The organism is Pseudonocardia lutea, assembly GCF_042658055.1.
Classification (GTDB): domain Bacteria; phylum Actinomycetota; class Actinomycetes; order Mycobacteriales; family Pseudonocardiaceae; genus Pseudonocardia; species Pseudonocardia lutea.
On record NZ_JBHSQK010000096.1, the window covers coordinates 63,966 to 86,737 of the forward strand.

A 22,772-nucleotide genomic window follows, 5' to 3' on the forward strand; every position below is an offset into this window, starting at 1 on the left:
CGCCGTGCCGGCCCGCGTGAGGCGATGTGGCGCAGCTCACTGTGAATCAGCAGCGACCGCCCGGAAAAGCGGTCGGCGCGCCAGACCAGGCCCGGGTTCAGCCGCCGCACAACCGGCGGTGCCAGGCGATCGCCCCCGCGTCCGTCAGGAGCGCGATCTGGTCGACGACCACCCGCAGCCGGGCGGCGTCGTCGCCGGCCGCGGCCCACTCCCCCGCCCGCACCGGGTCGAGGGTCCCCGGCGCCCCGGCGAGCAGCGCCTCGGCCAGCTCGGCCAGCAGCTCCCGCTGCCGCGCCTGCATCCGCAGCCGGTCCGGGTCGCTCATCACGTACCGCAGCGCGACGGCCTTGAGCAGAGCCACCTCGGCGGCCGCCTCGGCCGGGACCACCAGGTCCGCGGTGTACCGGAGCACCGGACCGTCGCCGTGGGCGTCGAGCGTGGCGTCCGTCGCGGCCCGCACGAACCGCCCGACGAGCTCGCTGGTCAGCCGCTTGAGCGCGACGTGCGCGACGGCGGGCGCGGTCGCGGTGTCGAAGCCCTTCACCGCGTCGACGACGGGCAGCCGGGCCAGTTCGGCGGCCGCGACCTCGCAGGCGGCCGGGTCGGCGCCGAAGTGCGTGCCCGCGAGGAGCGCGAGCACGGCCCGCTCCTGCGGCGCGGCCAGCGCGGCCAGGTCGATGCGGCCGGAGAGGATGCCGTCCTCCACGTCGTGCACGGAGTAGGCGACGTCGTCGGACCAGTCCATGACCTGCGCCTCGAGGCACCGCCGGGCGCCGGAGGCGGAGCTCGCGGAGCCGACCGTCGATCCGGAGGCGGAGCTCGCGGAGCCGACCGTCGATCCGGAGGCGGAGCTCGCGGAGCCGACCGCCGGCCCGGGCGCTCCCTCGCGGACCCATTCGAACACCGCGGCGTCCTCGGCGTAGGCGCCGAACTTGCGCTCGTCGCCGCGCCGCCGCCACGGGTACTTGCAGCTGGCGTCGAGGGTGGCGCGGGTGAGGTTGAGGCCGCCCGGGTGCTCGCCGGTGGCGTCGACCACGGCGACCTTGGGTTCGAGGCGGGTGAGGATCCGCAGCGTCTGGGCGTTGCCCTCGAACCCGCCGCAGGCCGCACCGATCTCGTCGAGCGCGCGCTCGCCGTTGTGCCCGAAGGGCGGGTGCCCGATGTCGTGCGCGAGCCCGGCGGTGTCCACGACGTCCGGGTCGCAGCCCAGCTCCTCGGCGATCCCGCGGCCGATCTGCGCGACCTCCAGCGAGTGGGTCAGCCGGGTGCGCGGGATGCCGGTGATGTCGGCGGCCTCGCCCGGCCCCACCACCTGCGTCTTGCCCGCGAGCCGGCGCAGCGCCGCGGAGTGCAGCACCCGGGCGCGGTCGCGGGAGAACGGCGAGCGCCGCTCCGGCCGGTGGTGCTCGCCGAGCCCGGACCCCTTGGGCGGCTCGGGGAGCAGGCGGGCGCGGTCGTGGTCGTCGTACCCCTCCCGGGCCGGCGCCGGGACCGTCGCGGTCATGGCTCGCCGGTCCTCAGCCGAGCCCGGTGTTCTCGGTCTCGGCCGAGGCGTGGGTGAGCCGGTAGTACAGCAGCGCGGCGGTCTCGCGGAGGATGTAGCGCGCCTGGGTCTCCCGTGTCTGCACGACCGGTCCGCTGCGCGTCGGCGAGGTCCACGCCTCCAGCCCCGAGTCGCGGGCCATCGTGCGGGCGCGCAGCGAGTGCCAGGGGTCGCTGACGATCAGGGCGCTGCTCCAGCCGTCCTGGCCGGCCCTGGCCGCGACGGCCTTGAGGCTGCCCAGCGTGTCCGCCCCCTCGGCGACGGTGGTGATCGCGCTCGCCGGGACGCCGTTGCGCTGCAGGTAACGCGTGCCGGCCTCGGCCTCGGTGTACTCGTCGCCCGCGCGGCTGCCGCCCACGGTGACGATCCGCGGGGCGAGCCCCTCCTGGTACAGCGCCACCGCGTGCCGCAGCCGGGCGGCCAGGATCGGGCTGGGCTCGCCGTCGTACTGCGCCGCCCCGAGCACGACGACGGCGTCGACCGGCCGGTCGCCGTCCACCCGCGCCGTCTGCCAGACCCGGAACATGGTGCCGCCCAGGATGATCGCGGCGGTGAGCAGCGTGCCGAGCACCAGCCGGGCGGCCCAGGTCGGCCCGGTCCGGGAGCGCGGGGTGGGCGTCGTGGGAGGCTCGTCGACGCGGAGGTCCTGCGTGCGCACCTGCCGCAGCCGCACCGTCTCCGGTTCGCGGGAACCCCGGGCGGCCCCCCGGGCGGCGCGGCGCCGGTGCCCGATCGGTGCGCTCACCCCCCGATCTTCCCCTCCGACGCGCCCAACGCCTGCGCGGCGCGCCCGGAGCGGGCCGCGATGACCTCGGCGACGATCGAGACCGCCGTCTCGGCCGGGGTGCGGGCGCCGAGGTCCAGCCCGACCGGACCGTGCACGGTGGCGAGCTCCTCCTCGGTGAGGCCGGCCCGCAGCAGCCGCTCGCGGCGGGCGGCCTGGGTGCGCCGCGAGCCGAGCGCGCCGAGGAAGCCGCGGCCGCGGCGGATGCCGTCGACCAGCATCGCGTCGAAGCGCGGGGCGTGGTCGAGCAGCACGACGACGTCGGCCTCGGTGAAGGCCTGCACCGCGGCCCGGGCCTCGTCGAGCTCGGTGACGGCGCGGCCCGCCCAGCCGAGCAGCGCGGCCTGCGCCAGCAGCGCCTCGCCGATCGCGCCCGAACCCACGACCAGCACCGAGGGCACGGGCACCCAGAGGTCGACCAGGACTTCGGTGTCTCCCACCGTGCGGCGCTCGGTCACGGTGGCGCCGCGACGCAGGAGCTCCCGCGCCACCCGGGCCGCCTCGGCGTCCAGGCCGGGGGGGCCGTCCTCGAGGGTGCCGTGGGCCTCCTCGAGGTCCGGGCCGGTGAGCACGAGCGCGGCCGCGCCGTCGACCGTCGAGAGCAACGCGGCCGGGCGCGCCTCCTCCAGCGCGGCGCCGAGGGCCTCGGCCAGGGCCGCGGGCAGGGGGTGGCCGAGCAGCGTCGCCCCGCCGGCGCACGCCAAGCCGGCCTGCAGCGCCGCGGACTCGGCGACGTGCGCGGCGCGGGTCTGCGGGAGCCCCGCCGCGGCGCTCGCCAGCGGGACGGCCGCGTCGTCGAGCGCGCCGAGGTAGAGCAGCCCGGCGGTCTCGCCGTCGGCGGTGCCCGCGAGCAGCTGGCCGGACTCGACGGTGCCGAAGCCGTGCCGGTCCAGGACCCGCACGACGCCGATCGACCCCGCACCGCCCGCGGCCCAGCGGCGCAGCGCGGCCCCCAGCTCACGGCGGGGATCGGGGGTCGGCGAGGTGGGCCGGTCCGACGACGGCGCAGAGGCGGTCACGGGCGTCAGGGTAGCCATCGCGATCGTCCGCCGAGGCCCGGCCTCACCCCGATCGGGCGGGCGGGGATGCGCTGCGGGAACAGGGACGGGATCATCCGCGTTGTCCGGGAAACGGACCTTCCTCCCACCGATACCTCACGGAGCCATGGACCCCTCCTGCAGTACCGGCACCGTCCCGCACGGACGGACGTCCCCCTTCCCCGCCGGAGCGATCGCGTGACGATCCTCGGCATCCTCCTCGGCGTGCTGGTCGTCGTCGGCATCACCGCCCTGACCGGCTTCTTCGTCGCCCAGGAGTTCGCGTACATGGCCGTCGACCGGTCGCGGCTCAAGGCCCGGGCGGCCGAGGGCGACGCCGGCGCCGAGCGCGCCCTCGGCGTCACCCGCCGCACCTCCTTCATGCTCTCCGGCGCCCAGCTGGGCATCACCGTCACCGGCCTGCTGGTCGGCTACGTGGCCGAGCCGCTGATCGGCGAGGGCGTCGGCGAGCTGCTCGGCGGCGCGGGCTGGGCCGTCGCGGCCGGGACGGTGTTCGCCCTGCTGCTCTCGACCGTCGTGCAGATGGTGTTCGGCGAGCTGTTCCCGAAGAACCTGGCGATCGCCCGGCCCGAGCCCGTCGCCCGGTGGCTGGCGCTGCCCACCACGCTGTACCTGGCCGCGTTCGGCTGGATCGTGCGGGTGTTCGACGCCGCCTCGAACCTGCTGCTCAAGGTGCTGCGCATCGAGCCGGTGCACGACGTCGAGCACGCGGCCACGCCCCGCGACCTCGAGGCGATCATCGACGAGTCCCGCGACAGCGGCGACCTGCGCCCCGACCTGTCCACGATGCTCGACCGCGTCCTCGACTTCACCGACCGGCCCGCGCGCGCCGCGATGATCCCGCGGCCGCGGGTGGCGTCGGTCCGGGCCGGCCTGCTCGTGTCGGAGCTCGCCGAGGCCATGGCGGCCGGGCACTCCCGCTACCCGGTGCTCGACGGGACCGGCGAGGAGGTGGTCGGGGTCGTCTGCCTGCGCGACCTCCTGGCCCTGGAAGGCCGGGACCTCGCCGGGCTCCGGGTGGCGGAGGTCATGCGGCCGGCCGTCGTGGTGCCGGCGTCCCTGCCGCTTCCCGCGGTCGTCGCCGCGCTGCGCGAGGCCGGCGACGAGTTCGCCTCCGTCGTCGACGAGTACGGCGGCCTGGCCGGCGTGATCACGCTGGAGGACATCGCCGAGGAGCTCGTCGGCGAGATCACGGACGAGCACGACCCGGCGCCGGCCGACCGCCCCGTCGGCGCGCCGGACGGCTGGGTCGTCCCCGGCACCCTGCACGTCGACGAGGTCGGCCGGCTGGTCGACGCCGACCTGCCCGAGGGCGACTACCAGACCGTCGGCGGCCTCGTGATCGCCGCGCTGCAGCGGCTGCCCGAGCCCGGCGACGTCGTCACCGTGCGGTTGCCGCTGGGCACCGGGTCCGACGAGCCGGACCGCGAGCTGCGGATCGAGGTCCGCGAGGTCGCCCGCCGGGTGCCCGAGCAGGTCCGGGTGCGGGTCGTGGGGGCCGTGGCCGCGTCGGAGGCGGAGCGATGAGCGCCGTGGCGATCGTCGTGTCGATCGCGCTGGTGGCGCTGTCGGCCTTCTTCGTCGCCGTCGAGTTCGCGCTGGTCGCGGCCCGGCGGTACCGGCTCGAGGAGCAGGCGGGGCACAGCGCCTCGGCCCGCGCCGCGCTCCGCAGTGCCAGGGACCTCTCGCTGCTGCTCGCCGGCTCCCAGCTCGGCATCACGCTGTGCACGCTGGGGCTCGGTGCGGTGGCCAAGCCGGCCGTCGACGCGGCGCTGGAGCCGGCGCTGACGGGCTGGGGGCTGCCCGCGGCCACGGCCGGCGTGGTGGCCTTCGTGCTCTCGCTCGTCGTGGTGACCTTCGTGCACCTCGTCGTCGGCGAGATGGCGCCCAAGTCCTGGGCGATCTCCCATCCCGAGCGCTCGGCCACCCTGCTGGCGCTGCCGATGCGGGCGTTCATGGTCGTCACGCGGCCGGTGCTGGTGGCGCTCAACGGGATGGCCAACTGGTGCCTGCACCGGGTCGGCGTCGAGCCGGTCGACGAGATGGCCGCCGGGCGCACCGCGGACGACCTGCGCCAGCTCGTCGACCACTCCGCCCGGGCCGGCGCGCTCGACGAGGAGCGGCGCGACCAGCTCGTCACCACCCTGGAGCTGGACCGGGCGCCGGTGCGCTCGCTGGTCCACCCCGATCCCGCCGGCGTGACCTGCTCGGACACCGTGGCGCGGATCCGCGAGGTCTCCCGGGAGAGCGGGCACCTGCGGCTCGTGGTCCGGGACGGCGACCGGGTGGTCGGCTTCGTGCACGTCCGGGACACCCTGGGCAAGCCGGCGACGGTGCGCGCCCGCGACCTCGTCCGGGAGGTCCTCTCCTTCCCGGCCGACACCCCCGTCCACCAGGCGCTCGCCACGATGCGGGAGAAGCGGGGCCAGCTGGCGCTGGTCACGGAGGACGACACCCTGCTCGGAATCGTCACGATGCAGGACGTGGTGGACCGTCTCCTCCCCGCCTGACGTCCGGGTGATCGACCGACGGCCTGGCTGTCGACCCCCGTCCCCGAGCATGATCACCGACTGGGACCGGTCGGCGCCGCATATGGCCTGCAACTGTCACATCCGGTGATCACGTAGTTGAGCTCGAGCGTCCCGAGCATGATCACCGACTGGGACACTTGCCGGCCGCACGTGGCCGGCAACGGTCCCGTCTGGTGATCGTGCCTCCGGGTTCCGCTCCCACCCCTCAGCCATGATCGCCGACTGGGACCGCTCGCGGCCGCAGGTGGCTCTTGACCGTCGCATACGGTGATCATGGTCGAGGTCCGCCGATCGCCCGGCTGGGGTTGTGCACGACTGCAAACACCTGGACCGATCCGGTCCGCAGGGTCGGCGTTGGGCGGCATCCTCCGGCGATGGATCTCGACACCCTGCTCCGCAACCAGGCCGGAGTGCTGTCCCATGCGCAGGCGGTGGCCTGCGGGGTACCGCCGCGGACCGTGTCGCGGCGGGTCACCGAGGGTCAGTGGGTGCGCGTCCTACCCGGTGTCTACCGCGTGGCGAGCCACCGGCCCGGCGACGAGGCACGGGTCCGGGCGGCCTGGCTCTGGCTGGGCGGGAACGCGCTGGTCTCGGGCCCGGCGGCCGCGTACTGGCACGGGATGCTCGAGGCGGCTCCGCCGACCGTCCAGGTCACGGTCCCGCGCTCCGAGCACCGCGGTTCCCGGTCCGGCGTCGCGATCCGACGGCGCGACCTCGATCCCGCGGACCGCGCGCGAGTCCGCGGAGTCGGCGTGACCGCGCGCCCGCTCACGGTCCTCGAGACCGCCGTCGCGCTCGACGCCGGCTCCGCCTTCCTCGACGCGCCCTCCAGCGGTACGTCCGCTTCGAGGAGGTGCACCGTGCCTACTCGCGCATGCTCGGCGGCCGCGGCTCCGCGCGGGCCGGCCGTCTGCTGGCCGCCGCTGCCGACACCGCGGGATCCGACGCGGAACGTCGGATGGTCGCGCTGCTGCGCAAGGCCGGGATCACGGGCTGGGTGCTCGGCCATCCCTTCGGACCCTGGACGATCGATCTCGCGTTCGTCGAGGCACGGGTCGCGGTCGAGTTCGACGGGTGGGCCTGGCACGTCGACCAGATGCGGTTCACCAACGACCGCCGCAAGGGCAACGCCCTGGTCGGCGCGGGCTGGACCCTCCTGCGCTTCACCTGGCACGACCTCACCGACGACCCCGGCCGCGTGGCGGCGCAGATCAGGCGGGCCGTGGCGGCGGCCGCGTGAGCAAGATCGCCGAGCGGAACCGTTGCCGACCGCTGCGGGCCGTGGGGCGGCCGCCTGAGCAAGATCGCCAAGCGGGACCGCAGCCGGCCGCTCAGGGCCGGGAACGGTCACACACAGCGATCACTGCAGGGGCCCGCAGCCGCCCGACGGCATGATCGGCGAACGGGACCGGGCGCGGCCACAGATGACCGGCAGCGGTCCCGTTCGACGATCACCTCAGGACAGGGGGCTCGACACCAGCCCCACACCCGGCCGGACGCCGTACACGCCGTCGGCCGGGTGTGTCAGCGGTCCCGCGGGTGTGTCACGGGGCCGGAGCGGGTGTGTGATTCCCGCGGGTGTGTCACCGGGCCGGAGCGGGTGTGTGACGCTCCGCCGGGCCGCAGGATCCCGGGCTCAGCAACCCACCAGGCGCTGGGCGAGGTAGCCCTCGACCTGGTCGAGCGGGATCCGCTCCTGCGCCATGGTGTCCCGCTCCCGGATCGTGACGGCGTCGTCCTGCAGGGTGTCGAAGTCGACGGTGATGCAGAACGGGGTGCCGATCTCGTCCTGGCGGCGGTAGCGGCGGCCGATGGCGCCGGCGTCGTCGAACTCCACGTTCCAGTGCTTGCGGAGCGTCGCGGCGAGGTCGCGCGCCTTGGGCGAGAGATCGGCGTTGCGGGAGAGCGGGAGCACCGCGGCCTTCACCGGGGCGAGGCGCCGGTCCAGCTTGAGGACGACGCGGGTGTCCGTGCCACCCTTGGCGTTGGGTGCCTCCTCCTCGTGGTAGGCCTCGATGAGGAAGGCCATCACCGAGCGCCCCACGCCGGCGGCCGGCTCGATGACGTACGGCCGGTACCGCTCCTTCGTGTTCTGGTCGTAGAAGGACAGGTCGACGCCCGAGTGGTTCGAGTGCGTCGTGAGGTCGAAGTCCGTGCGGTTGGCGATGCCCTCGAGCTCGCCCCACTCCTGCCCGACGAAGTCGAAGCGGTACTCGATGTCGACGGTGCGCTTCGAGTAGTGGGAGAGCTTCTCCTTGGGGTGCTCGTAGTGCCGCAGGTTGTCCCGGGACAGGCCGAGGTCGACGTACCAGTCCGTGCGCTCGTCGATCCAGTACTGGTGGAGCTCCTCGTCCGTGCCCGGCTCGACGAAGTACTCCATCTCCATCTGCTCGAACTCGCGGGTGCGGAAGATGAAGTTGCCCGGGGTGATCTCGTTGCGGAAGCTCTTGCCCATCTGGCCGATGCCGAACGGCGGCTTCCTGCGCGAGGTCGTCTGCACGTTGAGGAAGTTCACGAAGATGCCCTGCGCGGTCTCCGGGCGCAGGTAGTGCAGGCCCTCCTCGGACTCCACCGGCCCGAGGTAGGTCTTGAGCATCATGTTGAAGTCGCGCGGCTCGGTGTACTGGCCGCGGGTGCCGCAGTTCGGGCACGGGACGTCGGACAGGTCGTCCTCCGACGCCTCCTTGCCGGTGCGCTCGGTGTACTCCTCGGCCAGCTGGTCGGCGCGGAAGCGCTTGTGGCAGTGCTGGCACTCGACCAGCGGGTCGGTGAACACGCCGACGTGCCCGGAGGCGACCCACACCTGGCGCGGCAGGATCACCGACGAGTCGAGGCCCACGACGTCCTCGCGGCCGGTGACCATCGCCTTCCACCACTGCCGCTTGATGTTCTCCTTGAGCTCCACGCCGAGGGGCCCGTAGTCCCAGGCCGACCGGGTACCGCCGTAGATCTCCCCCGACGCGAAGACGAATCCGCGGCGCTTGGCGAGCGCGACGATGGTCTCGATCTTGGCGGAACTGGGCTTGCTGGCCACGGAGTGTCTCCCGGGGAACGGTCTGGACCACGACCCCGCCGGATGCGGGGGCGGAACACCCAGGGTATCGACCGTCGCGAACGGTCGTCGCTAGTCCCCCGCCCGCAGCGACGCCCGCCGCTCGACCGCACCCCCGGCGGCGGCGAGCAGCGTCTCGTACGTGGCCGGCGAGTCGGCCAGCGCCTCGGACAGCAGGGGGACGACGTGCTCGCGCACCGGGAAGGGCGACAGTGCCCGGCGGTAGGCGTCGACCCCGGTGAACCGCACGGTGAGGACCCAGTGGGCCGGGTCGTCGACGGCCCGGCCGGCCTCCCCGCCGAGGCACCCGGGCTGCGCGGTGAGCAGCTCCAGGGCGTGCGTGAGCCGGTCGGCGAGGGCAGCAGGATCGGCGGGTGCGAAGCGGCACACGAGCAGCACCCGCCGGACCCTACCCAGCCCCTTGTTGAAAACGCCTATCATGGCCGGTGCGGCCCGGCGAGGTTCACGACGCGACCGAGGGTGCGGCCGCCGCCCCCGGCGACGGGACGGTCATGTCGATCACCCACGAGCACGAGGGCACGCTGTGCCCGGCCACCGAGCCCGCGCCCGTCCACCCGCCGCGCACCCTGACCGCCGCGGGTGACCTGCTCCGCGCCCTCGCCGCGCCCGTCCGGATCGCGATCGTGCTGCAGCTGCTCGACTCCCCGCGCTGCGTGCACGACCTGGTCGACGCGCTCGGCGTGACCCAGCCGCTGATCAGCCAGCACCTGCGGGTGCTCAAGTCCGCCGGGGTGGTCGAGGGCGAGCGCAAGGGACGCGAGGTGCTGTACTCGCTGGTCGACGACCATCTCGCGCACATCGTCGTCGACGCGGTGGCGCACGTTCAGGAGGACGCATGACCACTGGTGGGACCCGCGTGCTGCGCGCGACGAAGCAGCGCGCAGCCGTGTCCGCCCTGCTCGACCGGCTCCCGGACTTCCGGTCCGCCCAGGAGATCCACGAGGAGCTGCGCCGCTCCGGCGAGGGCATCGGCCTGACGACGGTCTACCGGACCCTGCAGACGATGGCCGACGGCGGCGAGGTGGACGTCCTGCGCAACGCCGGCGGCGAGGCCGTCTACCGCCGCTGCTCCTCCGAGGAGCACCACCACCACCTCGTGTGCCGGCGCTGTGGCGCCGCGGAGGAGATCGACGCCCCCGCCGTGGAGGAGTGGACCCAGCGGGTCGCGCAGGAGCACGGGTTCACCGAGATCTCCCACACCGTGGAGATCTTCGGCGTCTGCCGCTCCTGCGCCTGAGCCGCGATCCGCCCGTGCCGACCTGCACGAACGGCGCCTCCGCTCACCAGGTGTGAGCGGAAGCGCCGTTCGCGCGAGGAGGTGGCGTCAGGACTTCGGGGGCATCCGGATCGCGCCGTCGAGCCGGATCGTCTCGCCGTTCATGTAGTCGTTGGTCAGCACCTCGACCGCCATGGAGGCGTACTCCTCGGCCTTCCCGAGCCGGTTCGGGTAGACCACGCTCTGCCCGAGCGCGGCCTTGAACGCCTCGGCCTTCTCGCCCTGGCCGTAGATCGGGGTGTCGATCAGGCCGGGGGCGATGGTGTTGACGCGGATGCCGTGCCGGGCCAGGTCGCGGGCCATCGGCAGGGTCATGCCGACCACGCCGCCCTTCGACGCCGAGTACGGGGTCTGGCCGATCTGGCCGTCGAACGCCGCCGCGGAGGCGGTGTTGAGGATCGCGCCGCGCGAGGTGCCGTCCTCGAGGGGGTCGGTCTTCGCCATCGCCGATGCCGCCAGCCGCGAGCAGTTGTAGGTGCCGGTCAGGTTCACCCGCACCACGAACTCGAAGGTCTCGAGCGGGACCGGCTCGAGGTCGCGGCCGATGATCCGGGCGGCGCGGCCCAGGCCCGCGCTGTTGACCAGGATGCGCAGCGGGCCGAGCTCCGAGGCCGCCTCGACGGCCGCCTTGACCTGCGCCTCGTCGGCGACGTCCGCCTTGGCGAACACGCCCCCGATCTCGGCGGCGACCTTCTCGCCGCGCTCCTCCTGCAGGTCGAGCACGACGACCTTGGCCCCGCGCTGGGCCAGCAGCCGCGCGGTCGCCTCCCCGAGACCGGACGCGCCGCCGGTGACGATCGCCGAGGCTCCCGTGATGTCCATCAACGCTCTCCTCTCCGCGGCGGCGTCGGTGCCGCCGTGATGCACGTGCATTCTTCTCCCACTCTGCTGTGCCGACGGCGTGCTGTCGACCACATCGGGGCAGACGGCGGAGTGGCCGGCGTCTCATATCGAGATCCACCGGGCGCCGGCACGGGGATACCGTGCGCCGACGCGACGAAGCGGGAGGCGTGCCCATGACCGACGGCGGGACCCCAGGGGCATCGGGCCCGGACGCACCGAGCACGGTGCGCAGGCTCGACACACCGGAGTCCGGCGAGCTGGCCCAGCTCTCCGCGGTGTTCGAGGACCTGCAGTACGTGCTGCGCTGCTGCGAGCACCTGGTCGCGGCGCTCGCCGTGCCCCGGCCCGACCCCGTGCTGGTCGAGGCGCTGTGGACCGGGGCGCTGGTCGGGTACGTGCGGTGCTTCTCGGGCCGCACCAAGATCCTCACCGACGCGGACGTCGAGGCGCTCGAGCTCGACGACGAGGTGGTCAGGTTCCACAAGACCTTCCCGACCCTGCGCGACCACTACGCCTCGCGGCACGTCAACCCGCGCGAGTCCTTCACGATCGGCATCGCGCAGGCCAACGACGGCCACCCGACGGGCGTCGCCGTCGTCTCCGCGCCGCGCCCGCCGGTCGACGACACCACGGTCCGGCTGCTCGGCCGCATCGCCTACGGCCTGTCCGGGCTGGTCGACGGCCGCATGCAGGAGGTCCAGGCCCGGGTGCTGGAGAACGCCCGGCAGATGAGCGCGGCCCAGCTCGCCGAGCTGCCGCTGGTACACCTCTCGGAGTCGCCGGTCGGCTGACCGTGGACGGCGGCGGCTGCTCCGGCAGCTGCCGCCACCCACGAGGGCGGTCACCCCCCGACGAGCTCGGTCCGCATGCTCGACGCGCTGCTCACCACCAGCATCAGCAGGGTCCCCATCGGGCCCTCGGCGAGCCCGGCGGCGGGGAACGCGTAGCGGAGGGTGACGTCCCAGCCCTTCTCGCCGCGCACCACCCGCGGCGTGCCGAACAGCCCCTCCCCCACGCCGAGGGCGACGCGGGTGGGGACGTCCGTCGCCGGGTCCGCGGACACCGGCAGGTCCCAGGCGACGACGCAGGTGAGGTTGAGGACGGGCAGCCCCTCCTCCAGCTCGGTGCCCTGCACCACGCACAGCACGCCGCCGTGGGCGAAGGTGAGCGCGCCGTCCGCGTCGACCTCGACGTCGTGGTAGCGCTCCAGCGCCTTGCGCGCGACCTCCAGGCTCACGACGAGCCCGCCTGGTCGACGGCGCCGCCGAAGCGCCGGTCCCGCTTCGCGTAGATCTCGATCGCCTCCCAGATGTGCCGGCGGTCGAAGTCGGGGAAGAGCGTGTCGAGGAAGACCATCTCGGCGTAGGCGCTCTGCCACAACAGGAAGTTCGACGTCCGCTGCTCGCCGGAGGACCGCACGAACAGGTCGACGTCGGGCATGTCCGGCTCGTCGAGGTACCGCGCGATGGTCCGCTCGTCGATCTTGTCCGGCCGGATGCGGCCCTCGGCGACCTGCTGCGCGATCTGCCGCACCGCGTCGGCGATCTCGGCCCGGCCGCCGTAGTTCACGCACATGGTCAGGGTCAGCACGTCGTTGTGCCTGGTCTTCTCCTCGGCGACCTCGAGCTCCCTGATCACCGACCGCCACAGTCGCGGCCGGCGCCCGGCCCAGCGGACCCGCACCCCCATCGCGTGCATCTCGTCGACCCGGCGGCGGATGACGTCCCGGTTGAAGCCCATCAGGAAGCGCACCTCGTCGGGGCTGCGCTTCCAGTTCTCGGTGGAGAAGGCGTAGGCGGACAACCACTTCACGCCGATGTCGATGCAGCCGCGCGCGACGTCTATGAGCGAGGCCTCGCCCCGCCGGTGGCCCTCGATGCGGGGCAGGCCCCGGGCGTTGGCCCAGCGGCCGTTGCCGTCCATGACGAGCGCGACGTGGTTCGGGACCAGCTCCGGCGGGATCGCCGGCGGGCGGGCGCCCGACGGGTGCGGCGGCGGGGGCTGGAAGGGCCCAGGAGTCGGCACGGACAGGCAGCCTACGTCCGCAGTCCCTGGACTCCGGGCCCGACCTGCTGTACGCACTGCACATGGGGGCGTGGTTCACGGAGACGATCGTCGCGACCGGGCGGCTCCCGCTGTTCTGCTTCCTGTGCGCCTTCCTCGTCGCCTTCCTGTTCATCCGGTTCAGCGTGCGGATGATCCGCGCCCAGGTGTCGTGGTGGCCGGGCAACGTCACCCCCGGCGGGCTGCACATCCACCACGTCGTGTTCGGCATGATCATGATGCTGGTCGCGGGCTTCGGGCTGATCGCGCTGGCCAGCGTGGAGGCGGTGGTCCCGAACGTGCTCCTGGCGAGCCTGTTCGGCATCGGCTCGGCGCTGGTGCTCGACGAGTTCGCGCTGATCCTGCACCTGTCGGACGTCTACTGGAGCACGCAGGGCCGCAGCTCGGTCGACGCCGTGTTCGTCGCCGTCACGATCACCGGGCTGTTCCTGTGCGGGCTGCACCCGCTGGGCTTCGACGACTCCTTCGACGGCCTCTCCTCGGGCGAGGTGGTCGACGTCGTCCTCACCCTGGTGTTCTTCGCCCTGCAGCTGCTCCTCGTGGTGATCACGCTGGCCAAGGGGAAGCTCTGGACGGGGCTGCTCGGGTTGTTCCTCACGCCGCTGCTGTTCTTCACGGCGATCCGGCTGGCCCGGCCCGGCTCGCCCTGGGCACGCTGGCGGTACCTGACGCGGCCGAAGAAGATGGACCGCGCTGTGCTCCGGGAGAAGCGGTACCGGGTGCCGATCGTGCGGGCCAAGATCGCGGTGCAGGAGGCGATCGCCGGCCGCTTCGACGCCGACCCGGAGCAGCGCCAGGCCGTCACGGAGGCCGCACACCGCGAGGCGGAGCGGGCCGCGGTCGACGCCGCCGAGGCCGTCCGGCGGGCGGGTCCGATCGGCGCGGCGCGCACTGCCGCTGTCGGGTCTGCGCCCGAGCGCATCATGGGACCATGACGCGGAAATCCGGCCGCTCTGCTCGCGTTACGGAACCATGATGCGCAGAGCTGCCCGTTCTGACGCGTTGTGGAACCACACTGCGCACAAGTGGCAGATCAGCCCGTGAGGCGCGGCAGGTTCCAGCCCTGCCACACCGCGACCAGCCGCAGCACGAACCGCTGGAAACGCGGGGACCGAGGGGGGACGGCAGGGACGGCAGGGACGGCAGGGACGGCGCGGTCGCGTCATCGACGGGCTCAGCCGATCGAGTTCGCCCCCGGCGCGGCGGCGGTGGGGTCGCCGCGGCGCTCCACGAGGGGCAGCGAGCGGAGCTGGCGCTCCAGGTGCCACTGCAGGTGTGCGGCGACCAGGCCGGAGGTGTCGCGGCGGGTGTGGGCCTCGGCGGCGTCGGCGACCTCCCAGTCGCCGTGCAGCAGCGCGTCGAGCAGGGCGAACACGGCGGGGCCGGGCAGGACCGAGCCGGGCGGGCGGCACACGTCGCACACCGCGCCGCCGCCCGCGACGCTGAACGCCCGGTGCGGCCCCGGGGAGGCGCACTTGGCGCACTCGGTGATCGCCGGTGCCCAGCCCGCGTGGCTCATGGCACGGAGCAGGAAGGCGTCGAGGATGAGCGAGGCGTCCCGCTCCCGCCCGGCCAGGGCCCGGATCGCGCCGACGAGCAGCAGGTAGACCCGCAGGGTCTCGCCGCTGTGCCCACTGCCCTCCTCGGAGACCAGCCGGTCGGCCGTCTCGAGCATCGCGCAGCCGGCGGTGTAGCGGGAGTAGTCGGAGACGACGCCGCTGCCGAACGCGTCGAGGGTCTGGCACTGGGTGATGACGTCGAGGCTGCGGCCGGTGTAGCACTGCACGTCGACGTGGTTGAACGGCTCGAGCCGCGCGCCCCAGCGGGACCGCGTGCGGCGCACGCCCTTCGCGACCGCCCGGATCTTGCCGTAGCGCCGGGTCAGCAGCGTGACGATTCGGTCCGCCTCGCCCAGCTTCTGCACGCGCAGCACCACACCGGTGTCGCGGTACAGGGTGCTCACCGGTGAAGCCTACGACCCCGCCGCCGGTGCGCGCGTCGCGACCGGCCGGTCGACGGGAGGACCGCTCAGTCCGGCGGCCGCGGCCGGAAGGGCTGCTCCCCGTCCGGTCCCTTCTGCAGCACGAGGGCGGTCGAGGGCGGGACCTCGTGCCACAGCCCCGGCAGGTCGGTCAGCGGTTCGGAGACCACGGCGCGGGACTCCTCGGAGAAGTGCTGCCAGCGCTCGTCCGCGGGGTAGAGCCGGCGCAACGCGTCGACCTCGCTGCTCACGTAGAGCGTGTTGACCTCGGGGCCGCTGGCGTACCGGACCGCGTAGAGCCGCTCCCCGTCGGCCACCCCGACGGTCATCTGCAGCGGGTGCTCGGAGCCCGCGGCGCGGCCGGCGGCCTCGACGAACCCCGCCATCCGCTCGAGCGCGGGCAGCGGCTCCTCCTCGAGCCCGAAGGTCAGCGCGAGGTGGAACAGCACCTCGGAGTCCGTGCTGCCCAGGACGTTCGCGAAGAGGTCGGGCCGGACGGCGTGGAGGAGGTCGCGGCGCAGCTCCGCCCAGCGGTCGACGTAGCCGTTGTGCACGAACATCCAGTTGCGGTACCGGAACGGATGGCAGTTGGTCTGCTGCACCGGCGTCCCGGTCGCGGCGCGCACGTGCGCCAGGAACAGCCCGGACTGCACCTCGGCGGCGATCTCGCGCAGGTTCTGGTCGCCCCAGGCCGGCGACTCGCTGCGGTACAGCGCCGGGTCCGGGCCCCGGCCGTACCAGCCCAGCCCGAAGCCGTCGCCGTTGGCGATCGCCCGGTCCGGGGCCGCGCGCCTGCTCTGCTCGATCAGCGAGTGCCGGGTGTCGTAGATCAGTTCCCTGGGCTCGATCGGGTTGCCGTAGTACCCCAGCCACCGGCACATCGAGGCCTCCCTGGTCGCGTCCGCGTCACGCTCGCGTACCCGGTGTCGCCGGACCTCACCCGGACGGGACGACCTCGGCACCGGCGACGGCGGGAGCGAGGGGGACGCCCGCGGGCGGGCCCGCGGCCGGGTCGCGGCTGTGCTCGGCGAGGTCGGACGGGCAGAAGCCCCGGCTCGACGTCCGCACTCGACCCGGTCAGAAGCCGAGCTTGCGCAGCTGACGGGGGTCGCGCTGCCAGTCCTTCGCGACCGTGACGTGCAGGTCCAGGTAGATCCGGGTGCCCAGCAGCGCCTCGATCTGCTTCCGGGCGGCGGTGCCGACCTGCCGCAGGCGCTCGCCCCCGCGGCCGATCACGATGCCCTTCTGGCTCTGCCGCTCCACGAAGATCGTGGCGTGCACGTCGAGCATCGGGTCGTCGGCGGGCCGGTCCTCGCGCTCGATCATCTCCTCGACGACGACGGCGATCGAGTGCGGCAGCTCGTCGCGGACCCCCTCGAGGGCGGCCTCGCGGACCAGCTCGGCGACCAGGGTCTCCTCGGGCTCGTCCGTCAGCTCGCCCTCCGGGTAGAGCGGCGGGCCCTCGGGCAGCTTCCCGACCAGCAGGTCGGCGAGCAGCTGGACCTGGTACCCGCTCGTGGCCGAGCAGGGCACCACGTCGGCGAACTCCATGAGCTCGGTCATCTGGGTCAGCCGCTCGGCGATCTGCTCCGGCTGCGCCTTGTCCGTCTTGGTGACCACGCCGACGACCGGGGTGCGGCCCGCGACGGACCTCAGCTCGTTCGCGATGAACTCGTCCCCGCGGCCGACGGGCTGGTCCGCGGGCACGCAGAAGCCGATCACGTCGACCTCGGCCCAGGTCTCGCGCACCACGTCGTTGAGCCGGGAACCGAGCAGGGTCCGCGGCTTGTGCAGGCCGGGGGTGTCGACCACGACGAGCTGCGCGTCCGGCCGGTGCACGATCCCGCGGATCGCGTGCCGGGTCGTCTGCGGGCGCGACGAGGTGATCGCGATCTTCGCACCCGTCAGGGCGTTGGTCAGCGTGGACTTGCCCGCGTTGGGCCGGCCCACGAAGCAGGCGAAGCCGGAACGGAAGTCCTCGGGCCAGGACCCGAAGGCGGTCATGGTGCCTCGCTTCGCACGTCGGAGCGGGTCACAGGGGACCCGGGTTGTCGCCGGTGAGCCGCTCGAGGATCTCGCGGCCGATGGGGAGGGCGGCGGTCGCGGCCGGGGAGGGCGCGTTGAGCACGTGCAGGATCGAGCCGGCTCCCCGGCCCTGCTCGACGAGCAGGAAGTCGTCGACGAGCGTGCCGTCCGGCTTCACGGCCTGCGCCCGCACGCCCGCGCCGGCGGGGGTGAGGTGGCGCGCCTCGACCTCGGGCAGCATCCGCTGGATCTGGGTGACCATCGCCGCCTTCGACAGCGACCGGTGCACCTCGCCCAGCCCGTAGCGCCAGTGCCGCTTCGCGACCCGCAGCATGCCCGGGTACACCAGCGAGCCCAGCAGCTCCTTGGGCTTGACCGTGCCCCACGAGTACCCCTCGCGGGCCAGGGCGAGCACGGCGTTCGGCCCGGCGTGCACGTGCCCGTCGATCCCCCGGGTGGCGTGCACCCCGAGGAACGGGAAGGCCGGGTCCGGCACGGGGTAGATCAGGCCCCTGACCAGGTCGGCGGCCTCCTCGGTGAGGCCCGAGTACTCGCCGCGGAACGGGATGATCCGCACGCCGGGGTCCGCGCCGGCGGCGCGGGCGAGCTCGTCGCAGCGCAGCCCGCCGCAGACCACGACCCGCTCCCCCAGCAGGTCGCCCTGCGCGCTACGGACCACCACGTCCGGCCGGGACGAGGTCTCCCGCCGCACCATCCCGGTGACCGCGCGGCCGAGGTGGATCTCCCCGCCCTCCTTGACCACCAGCTCGCCGAGCTTCTCGGCGATCGCGCGGTAGTCGCAGATGCCGGTGGACGGGACCCACAGCGCCTCGAGCCCGCGGACGTGCGGCTCCCGCTCGCGCATGCCCGCCGCGTCGAGCCGCCGGGTCGCCACGCCGTTGACCTTCCCGCGCCGCTCCAGCTCCGCCAGCCGGGGCAGCTCCTCCGGCTCGGTGGCGACGACCAGCTTGCCGCACACCTGGTGCGGCAGGTCGTGCTCGCGGCAGAAGGCGACCGTCTCGGCGCACCCGGCGACCGCGAGCCGGGCCTTCAGCCCGCCCGGGGCGTAGTACAGGCCGGAGTGGATGACGTTGGAGTTGTTGCCGGTCTGGTGGCTCGCCAGCCGCGACTCCCGCTCGACGACGGCGACGCTCAACCCGCTGCGGACGGCGGCGTGCGCGGTCGCCAGGCCGACGATCCCGCCGCCGACGACGACCAGGTCGTACCGGGGCGTGCTCATGCCGGCGCCAACACCCGCACGACCGTGCCGGAGGCGTCGGCGACGATCACCGGCGCGGCCGCGGTCAGGTCGCGCACCGCCGCGACCGAGGCCTCGTCCGCCTCGCCGCTGTCGGTGACGACGGCGGCGGCCTCCAGCCCCGGCGCCCCGCTGGACACCGCGGCCGCGACGGCCGCCTGCAGGGCCGTGAGCCGCAGCGAGGGCAACGCGACCGAGGCCGCGGCGTAGGTGCGGCCGTCCGTGTCGCGGACCGCGGCGCCCTCGGCGGCGCCGGTGCGGGCGCGCGCGGAGCGGGCCAGCGTGACGATCTTGGCGTCCTCGGCCGCGAGCTCGGGCGGGTTACTGCCGGACATCGGTCTCCTCCCGGACGTCGGCCTGGTCGGCGGCGTCCTCCTCGGGTTCGACGGGTTCGGGTGCGGACGCCTCCGGCGCGGTGGCGTCGGGCGCCGCGATCGGGGTGACCAGCACCGAGGTGATGCGGATGCGGCCGCGGGCGTCCTTGCCGCCCTCGCCGCGCAGGTGCAGCAGGCCGTCGACCTCGGCCTCGGCGCCGGGCAGCGGCACCTTGCCGAGCCGCTGGGCGAGCAGCCCGCCGACGGTGTCGACGTCGGCCTGCTCCAGGGCCTCGCGCAGCTGCTCCTCGCGCTCGGTGCCGCTGAACTCCCCGGCGAACAGCTCCTGCAGGTCCTCGACGGGCAGCCGGGCGGCGAGCCGAAGGGTGCCGCCGTCCAGGCGCTGGACCTCGGGCACCTCGTCGGTGTCGTACTCGTCGGAGATGTCGCCGACGATCTCCTCGAGGATGTCCTCGATCGTCACCACGCCCGCGGTGCCGCCGTACTCGTCGACCACGATCGCCATGTGGTTGCGGGTGCGCTGCATGTCCTTGAGCAGCTCGTCGATCCGCTTGGAGTCGGGCACGAACACCGGCGGCCGCACGACCTCGGCCAGCCGCGCCTCGGGCCGGTCCCAGCCCGCGCCGACCAGGTCCTTGAGGTACGCGACGCCGATGACGTCGTCGATCCCCTCGCCGAGCACCGGGATCCGGGAGTAGCCGCTCCGGAGCGCGAGCCGCACCACCTTCTGCACCGGGGTGTCCTGCTCGGCCCACACGACGTCCGGCCGGGGCTGCATGACGTCCCGGACGATGGTGTCGCCGAGCTCGAAGACGGAGTGGATCATCTTCCGCTCGCCCTCCTCGACGACGCCGCTGGTGCTGGCCATGTCCACCAGCTCGCGCAGCTCGACCTCGGAGGAGAACGGGCCCTCGCGGAAGCCGCGACCCGGCGTGATCGCGTTGCCGACCAGGATGAGCAGCTTGGTCAGCGGGCTGAGCAGGGTGGCGACCACCCGCACCGGCGCCGCGACGGCCAGGCCGAGCGCGTAGGGGTGCTGGCGCCCGAGCGTGCGGGGCCCGACCCCGATCAGGACGTAGCTGACCACGACCATGATCACCGCGGCGAGCAGCACGCCGACCCACGCCGGGTCGAACCAGCTCGCGAGCGAGACCGCGAGCAGCACCGTGGCCACGGTCTCGCCCATCAGCCGCAGCAGGATCAGCAGGTTGACGTAGCGGGCGCGGTCGTCGACGACCTTCGACAGCGCCCGCGACCCCGGCCGGTTCGCCCGGATCAGGTCCGTGACCCGGGCGCGGGAGATCGAGGTGAGCGCGGCGTCGGCCGCGGCGCACAGCCCGGCGAAGGGGATCAGGACGATCGCGACGGCGAGCAGGCCGGCGGCGTTCATCTACTCTCCTGCGGTCCTCGGGCGGGCGCGGTCAGCGCGGCTCGGCGGGGCCGGCCGGGTCGTCGAGTCCGACGGCGCCCAGCACGCGCGTGTCGCTGCGCCGCTGGGCCTCGCGGGCCGCGGCCTGGGCCCGCTCGGTGCGCCAGTCGTGGAGCAGCCTGTTCTGCAGTGCGAACATCTCCCGCTCCTCGTCCGGCTCGGCGTGGTCGTAGCCGAGCAGGTGCAGCACGCCGTGCACGGTGAGCAGGTGCAGCTCGTCGGAGAGCGTGTGCCCGGCCTTGACCGCCTGGTCCTTGGCGAACGCAGGGCAGAGCACGATGTCGCCGAGCAGCGCCGGGCCGATCTCGGGGGCGTCCGGGCGGCGGGTGTCCTCGACCAGCTCGTCCATCGGGAAGGACATGACGTCCGTGGGGCCGGGCTCGTCCATCCACCGTTCGTGCAGCTCGGACATGGTGTCCAGGGTGACCGCGGTGATCGCCAGCTCGACCGCCGGGCTGACCCGCATGGCGTCGAGCGCGTACCGGGCCACGGACACGATCAGCGACTCGTCGACGGCGACGCCGGACTCGTTGACGACCTCGATGCTCACGACGGTTCTCGGACCAACCTTCTCGGGGCGACCTCGGTGGCCGGGTCGGCGGACGGGACTGCCGACGAGGGTAGTCGCACCCGGTCCGGGGCCGGTCGGTCGGCATCCGACGGGCCCCGGTGCGGGTCGGCGACGGGTACGGACGGCCGGGGCGGCGGCGGTCGGTCCGCGGTCGGGTCCGCGTGGTCAGTGCGCGGTCGGGTCGGGAGTCGGGTCGGGAGTCGGGTCGGGGGCGAGCAGCGTCCGGACGGCGGCGGCGTCCGGGGCGGCGAGGGCCCGTTCCGCGAGCGCGACCGCCTCCCCCGTGTCGATCTCCCGGACGGCCTGCTTGACCAGGGCGACCGCGGGCGGCGCGACGGACAGCTCCCGAACCCCGAGCCCGACGAGCAGCGGGGCGGCGGCCGGGTCGGCGGCGAGCTCCCCGCACACCGCGACCATCGCCCCGGGCGCCCCGCGACAGGTCGACCCGATCAGCCGCAGGACAGCCGGGGACAGCGGGTCGGCGAGGGCGGCGACCTCGGCCGAGCCGCGTTCGGCCGCGAGCGTGTACTGGGTGAGGTCGTTGGTGCCGATGCTGAGGAAGTCGACGTGCCCGGCGAACGCGGCCGCGCTCAGCGCCGCCGCCGGCACCTCCACCATGATCCCGACCTCGAGGCCCGGCGGGCGGCCCCGGCCCTCGGCGGCGATCGCCTCGTCGAGGGCGGCCCGCGCGGCGTGCAGCTCGGCGGGGACGGTGACCATCGGGAACATCACGCTTACCGGCGTCGCGTGGGCGGTCCGGACGATCGCCCGCAGCTGGTCGGCGAGCAGGTCCGGGCGGCGCAGCGCCAGCCGCAGCCCGCGGACGCCGAGGAAGGGGTTCGCCTCGGCGGGCATCGGGACGTAGGGCAGCGGCTTGTCGCCGCCGACGTCGAGGGTGCGCAGGACGATCCGGCGCCCGCCCAACGCCTCGGCGACGGCCCGGTACGCGGCCTCCTGCTCGTCGACGCCCGGCGGTTCGGCGCGGTCGAGGAAGAGGAACTCGGTGCGGACCAGGCCGGCGAGGTCCGCACCGGTGCCGGCGGCTCCCGCGGCCTCGGCGCCGACGTTCACCCCGACCAGGATCCGCACGTCGTCGCGGGTGCGGGCGGGCTCGTGCGCGCGGGCCCGCGCGGCGGCCTCCTGCTCGGTGCGGCGGGCGAGCCGGGCCCCGAAGAGCGCCCGGACCTCGGCGGACGGGTCGACGACCAGGCGACCGGCCGTGCCGTCGAGCGCGAGCGGGGTGCCGGGGGCCACGTCCAGGACGGCGGGACCCGCACCGACGACGGCCGGGACGCCCCGGGCGCGCAGCAGGATCGCCGCGTGCCCGGTGGCGCTGCCGCCGGCCAGGACGACCCCGACCACCGCCTCCGGGTCGAGCACCGCCGCCTCGGCCGGCGTCAGGTCCGCGGCCACGAGGACGGCGGGTGCGCCGGGGTCGTCGGGGGTCGGTCCGGGGATGTCGGGGACCGGGCCGGGCGAGGTGCCGGATGCGGTGCCGGGCGGGGGGCCGGACGAGGTGGTGGGTGGCTCCTCCCCGGAACTTCGGGAGGGGCCGGTCAGCAGGGCGCGCAGGACCTCGTCGCCGACCGCGCGGACGTCGGCGGCGCGGGCCCGGAGGTACTCGCCGGGCAGCTCCGCCAGCGTCCGCTCGGCGTCGTCGACGGCGGCCGCCCAGGCCACGGGGGCCGCGGAGCCGGCCGCGATCCCGGCGCGCGCCGCGTCCACCAGGGCCGGGTCGTCGAGCATCATCAGGTGGGCGTCGAAGATCGCCGCCTCCGAGGCGGGCGTGGCGTCGCGGACCGTGGTGATCGCGCGGCGCGCCTCGTCCAGGGCGCGGTCCAGGCGCTCCCGCTCGGCGTCGGGGTCCTCCGCCTGCTCGTCGGGGACCCGCAGCGCGACGGCCCGGTGCAGCCGCGCCGGCCCGATCGCGATGCCGGGTGAGGCGGGGAGCGGGCCGCCTTCCTGCCCGACGCCGGCGGGCCCCGGCGGCGGCGTCGGGGC

24 protein-coding genes and 1 pseudogene are annotated in these 22,772 nt (G+C 74.4%); 8 read left to right on the forward strand and 17 right to left on the reverse strand.

Annotated elements, in window-relative coordinates; all coding sequences use genetic code 11:
• Positions 1 to 97: 97 nt before the first annotated feature.
• The 3 genes from ACFQH9_RS28465 to ACFQH9_RS28475 all read right to left on the reverse strand — a co-directional run bounded on the left by ACFQH9_RS28465 (position 98) and on the right by ACFQH9_RS28475 (position 3,346).
• On the reverse strand, positions 98 to 1,504 hold the full coding sequence (locus tag ACFQH9_RS28465) for a deoxyguanosinetriphosphate triphosphohydrolase family protein (protein ID WP_379570877.1): 1,407 nt from the start codon (positions 1,502 to 1,504) through the stop codon (positions 98 to 100).
• Positions 1,505 to 1,517: 13 nt separating this feature from the next.
• Positions 1,518 to 2,117, reverse strand: a complete 600-nt coding sequence (locus ACFQH9_RS28470) for a YdcF family protein (protein ID WP_379570955.1) — start codon at positions 2,115 to 2,117, stop codon at positions 1,518 to 1,520.
• Between the two features lie 167 nt (positions 2,118 to 2,284).
• Positions 2,285 to 3,346 (reverse strand): XdhC family protein, encoded by a 1,062-nt coding sequence (locus ACFQH9_RS28475; RefSeq protein ID WP_379570879.1) that lies wholly within the window; start codon positions 3,344 to 3,346, stop codon positions 2,285 to 2,287.
• 216 nt (positions 3,347 to 3,562) lie between these two features.
• Between ACFQH9_RS28475 and ACFQH9_RS28480 the strand changes: the two genes are divergently transcribed.
• The 3 genes and pseudogenes from ACFQH9_RS28480 to ACFQH9_RS28490 form a co-directional block, all read left to right on the forward strand.
• Entirely contained in the window at positions 3,563 to 4,912 is a 1,350-nt protein-coding gene (locus ACFQH9_RS28480; RefSeq protein WP_379570881.1) for a hemolysin family protein, read from the forward strand.
• Positions 4,909 to 5,895: a hemolysin family protein gene (locus ACFQH9_RS28485; RefSeq protein WP_379570883.1), complete on the forward strand. Its 987-nt coding sequence runs from the start codon at positions 4,909 to 4,911 to the stop codon at positions 5,893 to 5,895. Before ACFQH9_RS28480 ends, ACFQH9_RS28485 begins: the two co-directional genes overlap by 4 nt.
• Positions 5,896 to 6,290: 395 nt before the next feature.
• Positions 6,291 to 6,377, forward strand: a pseudogene (locus ACFQH9_RS28490) (hypothetical protein); the annotation flags it as partial.
• Between the two features lie 47 nt (positions 6,378 to 6,424).
• Here ACFQH9_RS28490 and ACFQH9_RS28495 read toward each other — a convergent pair.
• Positions 6,425 to 6,571, reverse strand: a complete 147-nt coding sequence (locus tag ACFQH9_RS28495) for a hypothetical protein (protein ID WP_379570885.1) — start codon at positions 6,569 to 6,571, stop codon at positions 6,425 to 6,427.
• Positions 6,572 to 6,769: 198 nt separating this feature from the next.
• On the opposite strand from ACFQH9_RS28495, the gene ACFQH9_RS28500 reads away from it, so the two are divergent.
• On the forward strand, positions 6,770 to 7,156 hold the full coding sequence (locus ACFQH9_RS28500; protein ID WP_379570887.1) for an endonuclease domain-containing protein: 387 nt from the start codon (positions 6,770 to 6,772) through the stop codon (positions 7,154 to 7,156).
• 396 nt (positions 7,157 to 7,552) lie between these two features.
• On the opposite strand, the gene ACFQH9_RS28505 is transcribed toward ACFQH9_RS28500, so the two are convergent.
• Together ACFQH9_RS28505 and ACFQH9_RS28510 are read right to left on the reverse strand one after the other, a co-directional pair.
• Positions 7,553 to 8,950: a glycine--tRNA ligase gene (locus ACFQH9_RS28505; RefSeq protein ID WP_379570889.1), complete on the reverse strand. Its 1,398-nt coding sequence runs from the start codon at positions 8,948 to 8,950 to the stop codon at positions 7,553 to 7,555.
• Between the two features lie 90 nt (positions 8,951 to 9,040).
• Positions 9,041 to 9,367 carry an antibiotic biosynthesis monooxygenase gene (locus ACFQH9_RS28510; protein ID WP_379570891.1) on the reverse strand — a complete coding sequence of 109 codons (327 nt, stop codon included), beginning with the start codon at positions 9,365 to 9,367 and terminating at the stop codon, positions 9,041 to 9,043.
• Positions 9,368 to 9,480: 113 nt separating this feature from the next.
• Here ACFQH9_RS28510 and ACFQH9_RS28515 point away from each other — a divergent pair, with 113 nt between their 5' ends.
• Both ACFQH9_RS28515 and ACFQH9_RS28520 read left to right on the forward strand, forming a co-directional pair.
• The gene (locus ACFQH9_RS28515) at positions 9,481 to 9,828 is read left to right on the forward strand and encodes an ArsR/SmtB family transcription factor (protein WP_379570893.1); all 348 of its coding nucleotides are present in this window, start codon (positions 9,481 to 9,483) and stop codon (positions 9,826 to 9,828) included.
• Positions 9,825 to 10,226, forward strand: a complete 402-nt coding sequence (locus tag ACFQH9_RS28520; protein ID WP_379570895.1) for a Fur family transcriptional regulator — start codon at positions 9,825 to 9,827, stop codon at positions 10,224 to 10,226. Before ACFQH9_RS28515 ends, ACFQH9_RS28520 begins: the two co-directional genes overlap by 4 nt.
• Positions 10,227 to 10,313: 87 nt before the next feature.
• Here the strand turns inward: ACFQH9_RS28520 and ACFQH9_RS28525 are convergent, their stop codons facing one another.
• Positions 10,314 to 11,087 carry an SDR family NAD(P)-dependent oxidoreductase gene (locus tag ACFQH9_RS28525; protein ID WP_379570897.1) on the reverse strand — a complete coding sequence of 258 codons (774 nt, stop codon included), beginning with the start codon at positions 11,085 to 11,087 and terminating at the stop codon, positions 10,314 to 10,316.
• Positions 11,088 to 11,281: 194 nt separating this feature from the next.
• Between ACFQH9_RS28525 and ACFQH9_RS28530 the strand changes: the two genes are divergently transcribed.
• Positions 11,282 to 11,899, forward strand: coding sequence for a hypothetical protein (locus ACFQH9_RS28530; protein WP_379570899.1), 618 nt, complete (start codon positions 11,282 to 11,284; stop codon positions 11,897 to 11,899).
• 50 nt (positions 11,900 to 11,949) lie between these two features.
• On the opposite strand, the gene ACFQH9_RS28535 is transcribed toward ACFQH9_RS28530, so the two are convergent.
• Both ACFQH9_RS28535 and ACFQH9_RS28540 read right to left on the reverse strand, forming a co-directional pair.
• Positions 11,950 to 12,345, reverse strand: a complete 396-nt coding sequence (locus ACFQH9_RS28535) for a hypothetical protein (protein ID WP_379570901.1) — start codon at positions 12,343 to 12,345, stop codon at positions 11,950 to 11,952.
• Complete coding sequence (locus tag ACFQH9_RS28540; RefSeq protein WP_379570903.1) at positions 12,342 to 13,133, reverse strand: isoprenyl transferase; 792 nt, start codon at positions 13,131 to 13,133, stop codon at positions 12,342 to 12,344. The genes ACFQH9_RS28535 and ACFQH9_RS28540 overlap by 4 nt, the downstream gene beginning before the upstream one ends.
• A gap of 62 nt (positions 13,134 to 13,195) precedes the next feature.
• Here ACFQH9_RS28540 and ACFQH9_RS28545 point away from each other — a divergent pair, with 62 nt between their 5' ends.
• Entirely contained in the window at positions 13,196 to 14,107 is a 912-nt protein-coding gene (locus tag ACFQH9_RS28545) for a hypothetical protein (RefSeq protein ID WP_379570905.1), read from the forward strand.
• A gap of 239 nt (positions 14,108 to 14,346) precedes the next feature.
• Here ACFQH9_RS28545 and recO read toward each other — a convergent pair whose 3' ends face one another.
• The 8 genes from recO to ptsP form a co-directional block, all read right to left on the reverse strand.
• Entirely contained in the window at positions 14,347 to 15,135 is a 789-nt protein-coding gene (gene recO, locus ACFQH9_RS28550) for a DNA repair protein RecO (RefSeq protein WP_379570907.1), read from the reverse strand.
• 65 nt (positions 15,136 to 15,200) lie between these two features.
• Positions 15,201 to 16,034: a class II glutamine amidotransferase gene (locus ACFQH9_RS28555; RefSeq protein ID WP_379570909.1), complete on the reverse strand. Its 834-nt coding sequence runs from the start codon at positions 16,032 to 16,034 to the stop codon at positions 15,201 to 15,203.
• 196 nt (positions 16,035 to 16,230) lie between these two features.
• Positions 16,231 to 17,157 (reverse strand): GTPase Era, encoded by a 927-nt coding sequence (era, locus tag ACFQH9_RS28560; protein WP_379570911.1) that lies wholly within the window; start codon positions 17,155 to 17,157, stop codon positions 16,231 to 16,233.
• Between the two features lie 28 nt (positions 17,158 to 17,185).
• Positions 17,186 to 18,418 carry an L-2-hydroxyglutarate oxidase gene (gene lhgO, locus ACFQH9_RS28565; protein ID WP_379570913.1) on the reverse strand — a complete coding sequence of 411 codons (1,233 nt, stop codon included), beginning with the start codon at positions 18,416 to 18,418 and terminating at the stop codon, positions 17,186 to 17,188.
• Positions 18,415 to 18,771, reverse strand: a complete 357-nt coding sequence (locus tag ACFQH9_RS28570; protein WP_379570915.1) for a cytidine deaminase — start codon at positions 18,769 to 18,771, stop codon at positions 18,415 to 18,417. Before ACFQH9_RS28570 ends, lhgO begins: the two co-directional genes overlap by 4 nt.
• A complete protein-coding gene (locus ACFQH9_RS28575) occupies positions 18,758 to 20,161 on the reverse strand; it encodes a hemolysin family protein (protein ID WP_379570917.1) in 1,404 nt (467 codons plus the stop codon). Before ACFQH9_RS28575 ends, ACFQH9_RS28570 begins: the two co-directional genes overlap by 14 nt.
• Before the next feature lie 31 nt (positions 20,162 to 20,192).
• Positions 20,193 to 20,750, reverse strand: a complete 558-nt coding sequence (gene ybeY / locus ACFQH9_RS28580) for an rRNA maturation RNase YbeY (RefSeq protein ID WP_379570919.1) — start codon at positions 20,748 to 20,750, stop codon at positions 20,193 to 20,195.
• Positions 20,751 to 20,936: 186 nt separating this feature from the next.
• Positions 20,937 to 22,772 (reverse strand): phosphoenolpyruvate--protein phosphotransferase (ptsP, locus tag ACFQH9_RS28585; RefSeq protein WP_379570921.1); only part of this gene is annotated, 1,836 nt, incomplete at its 5' end.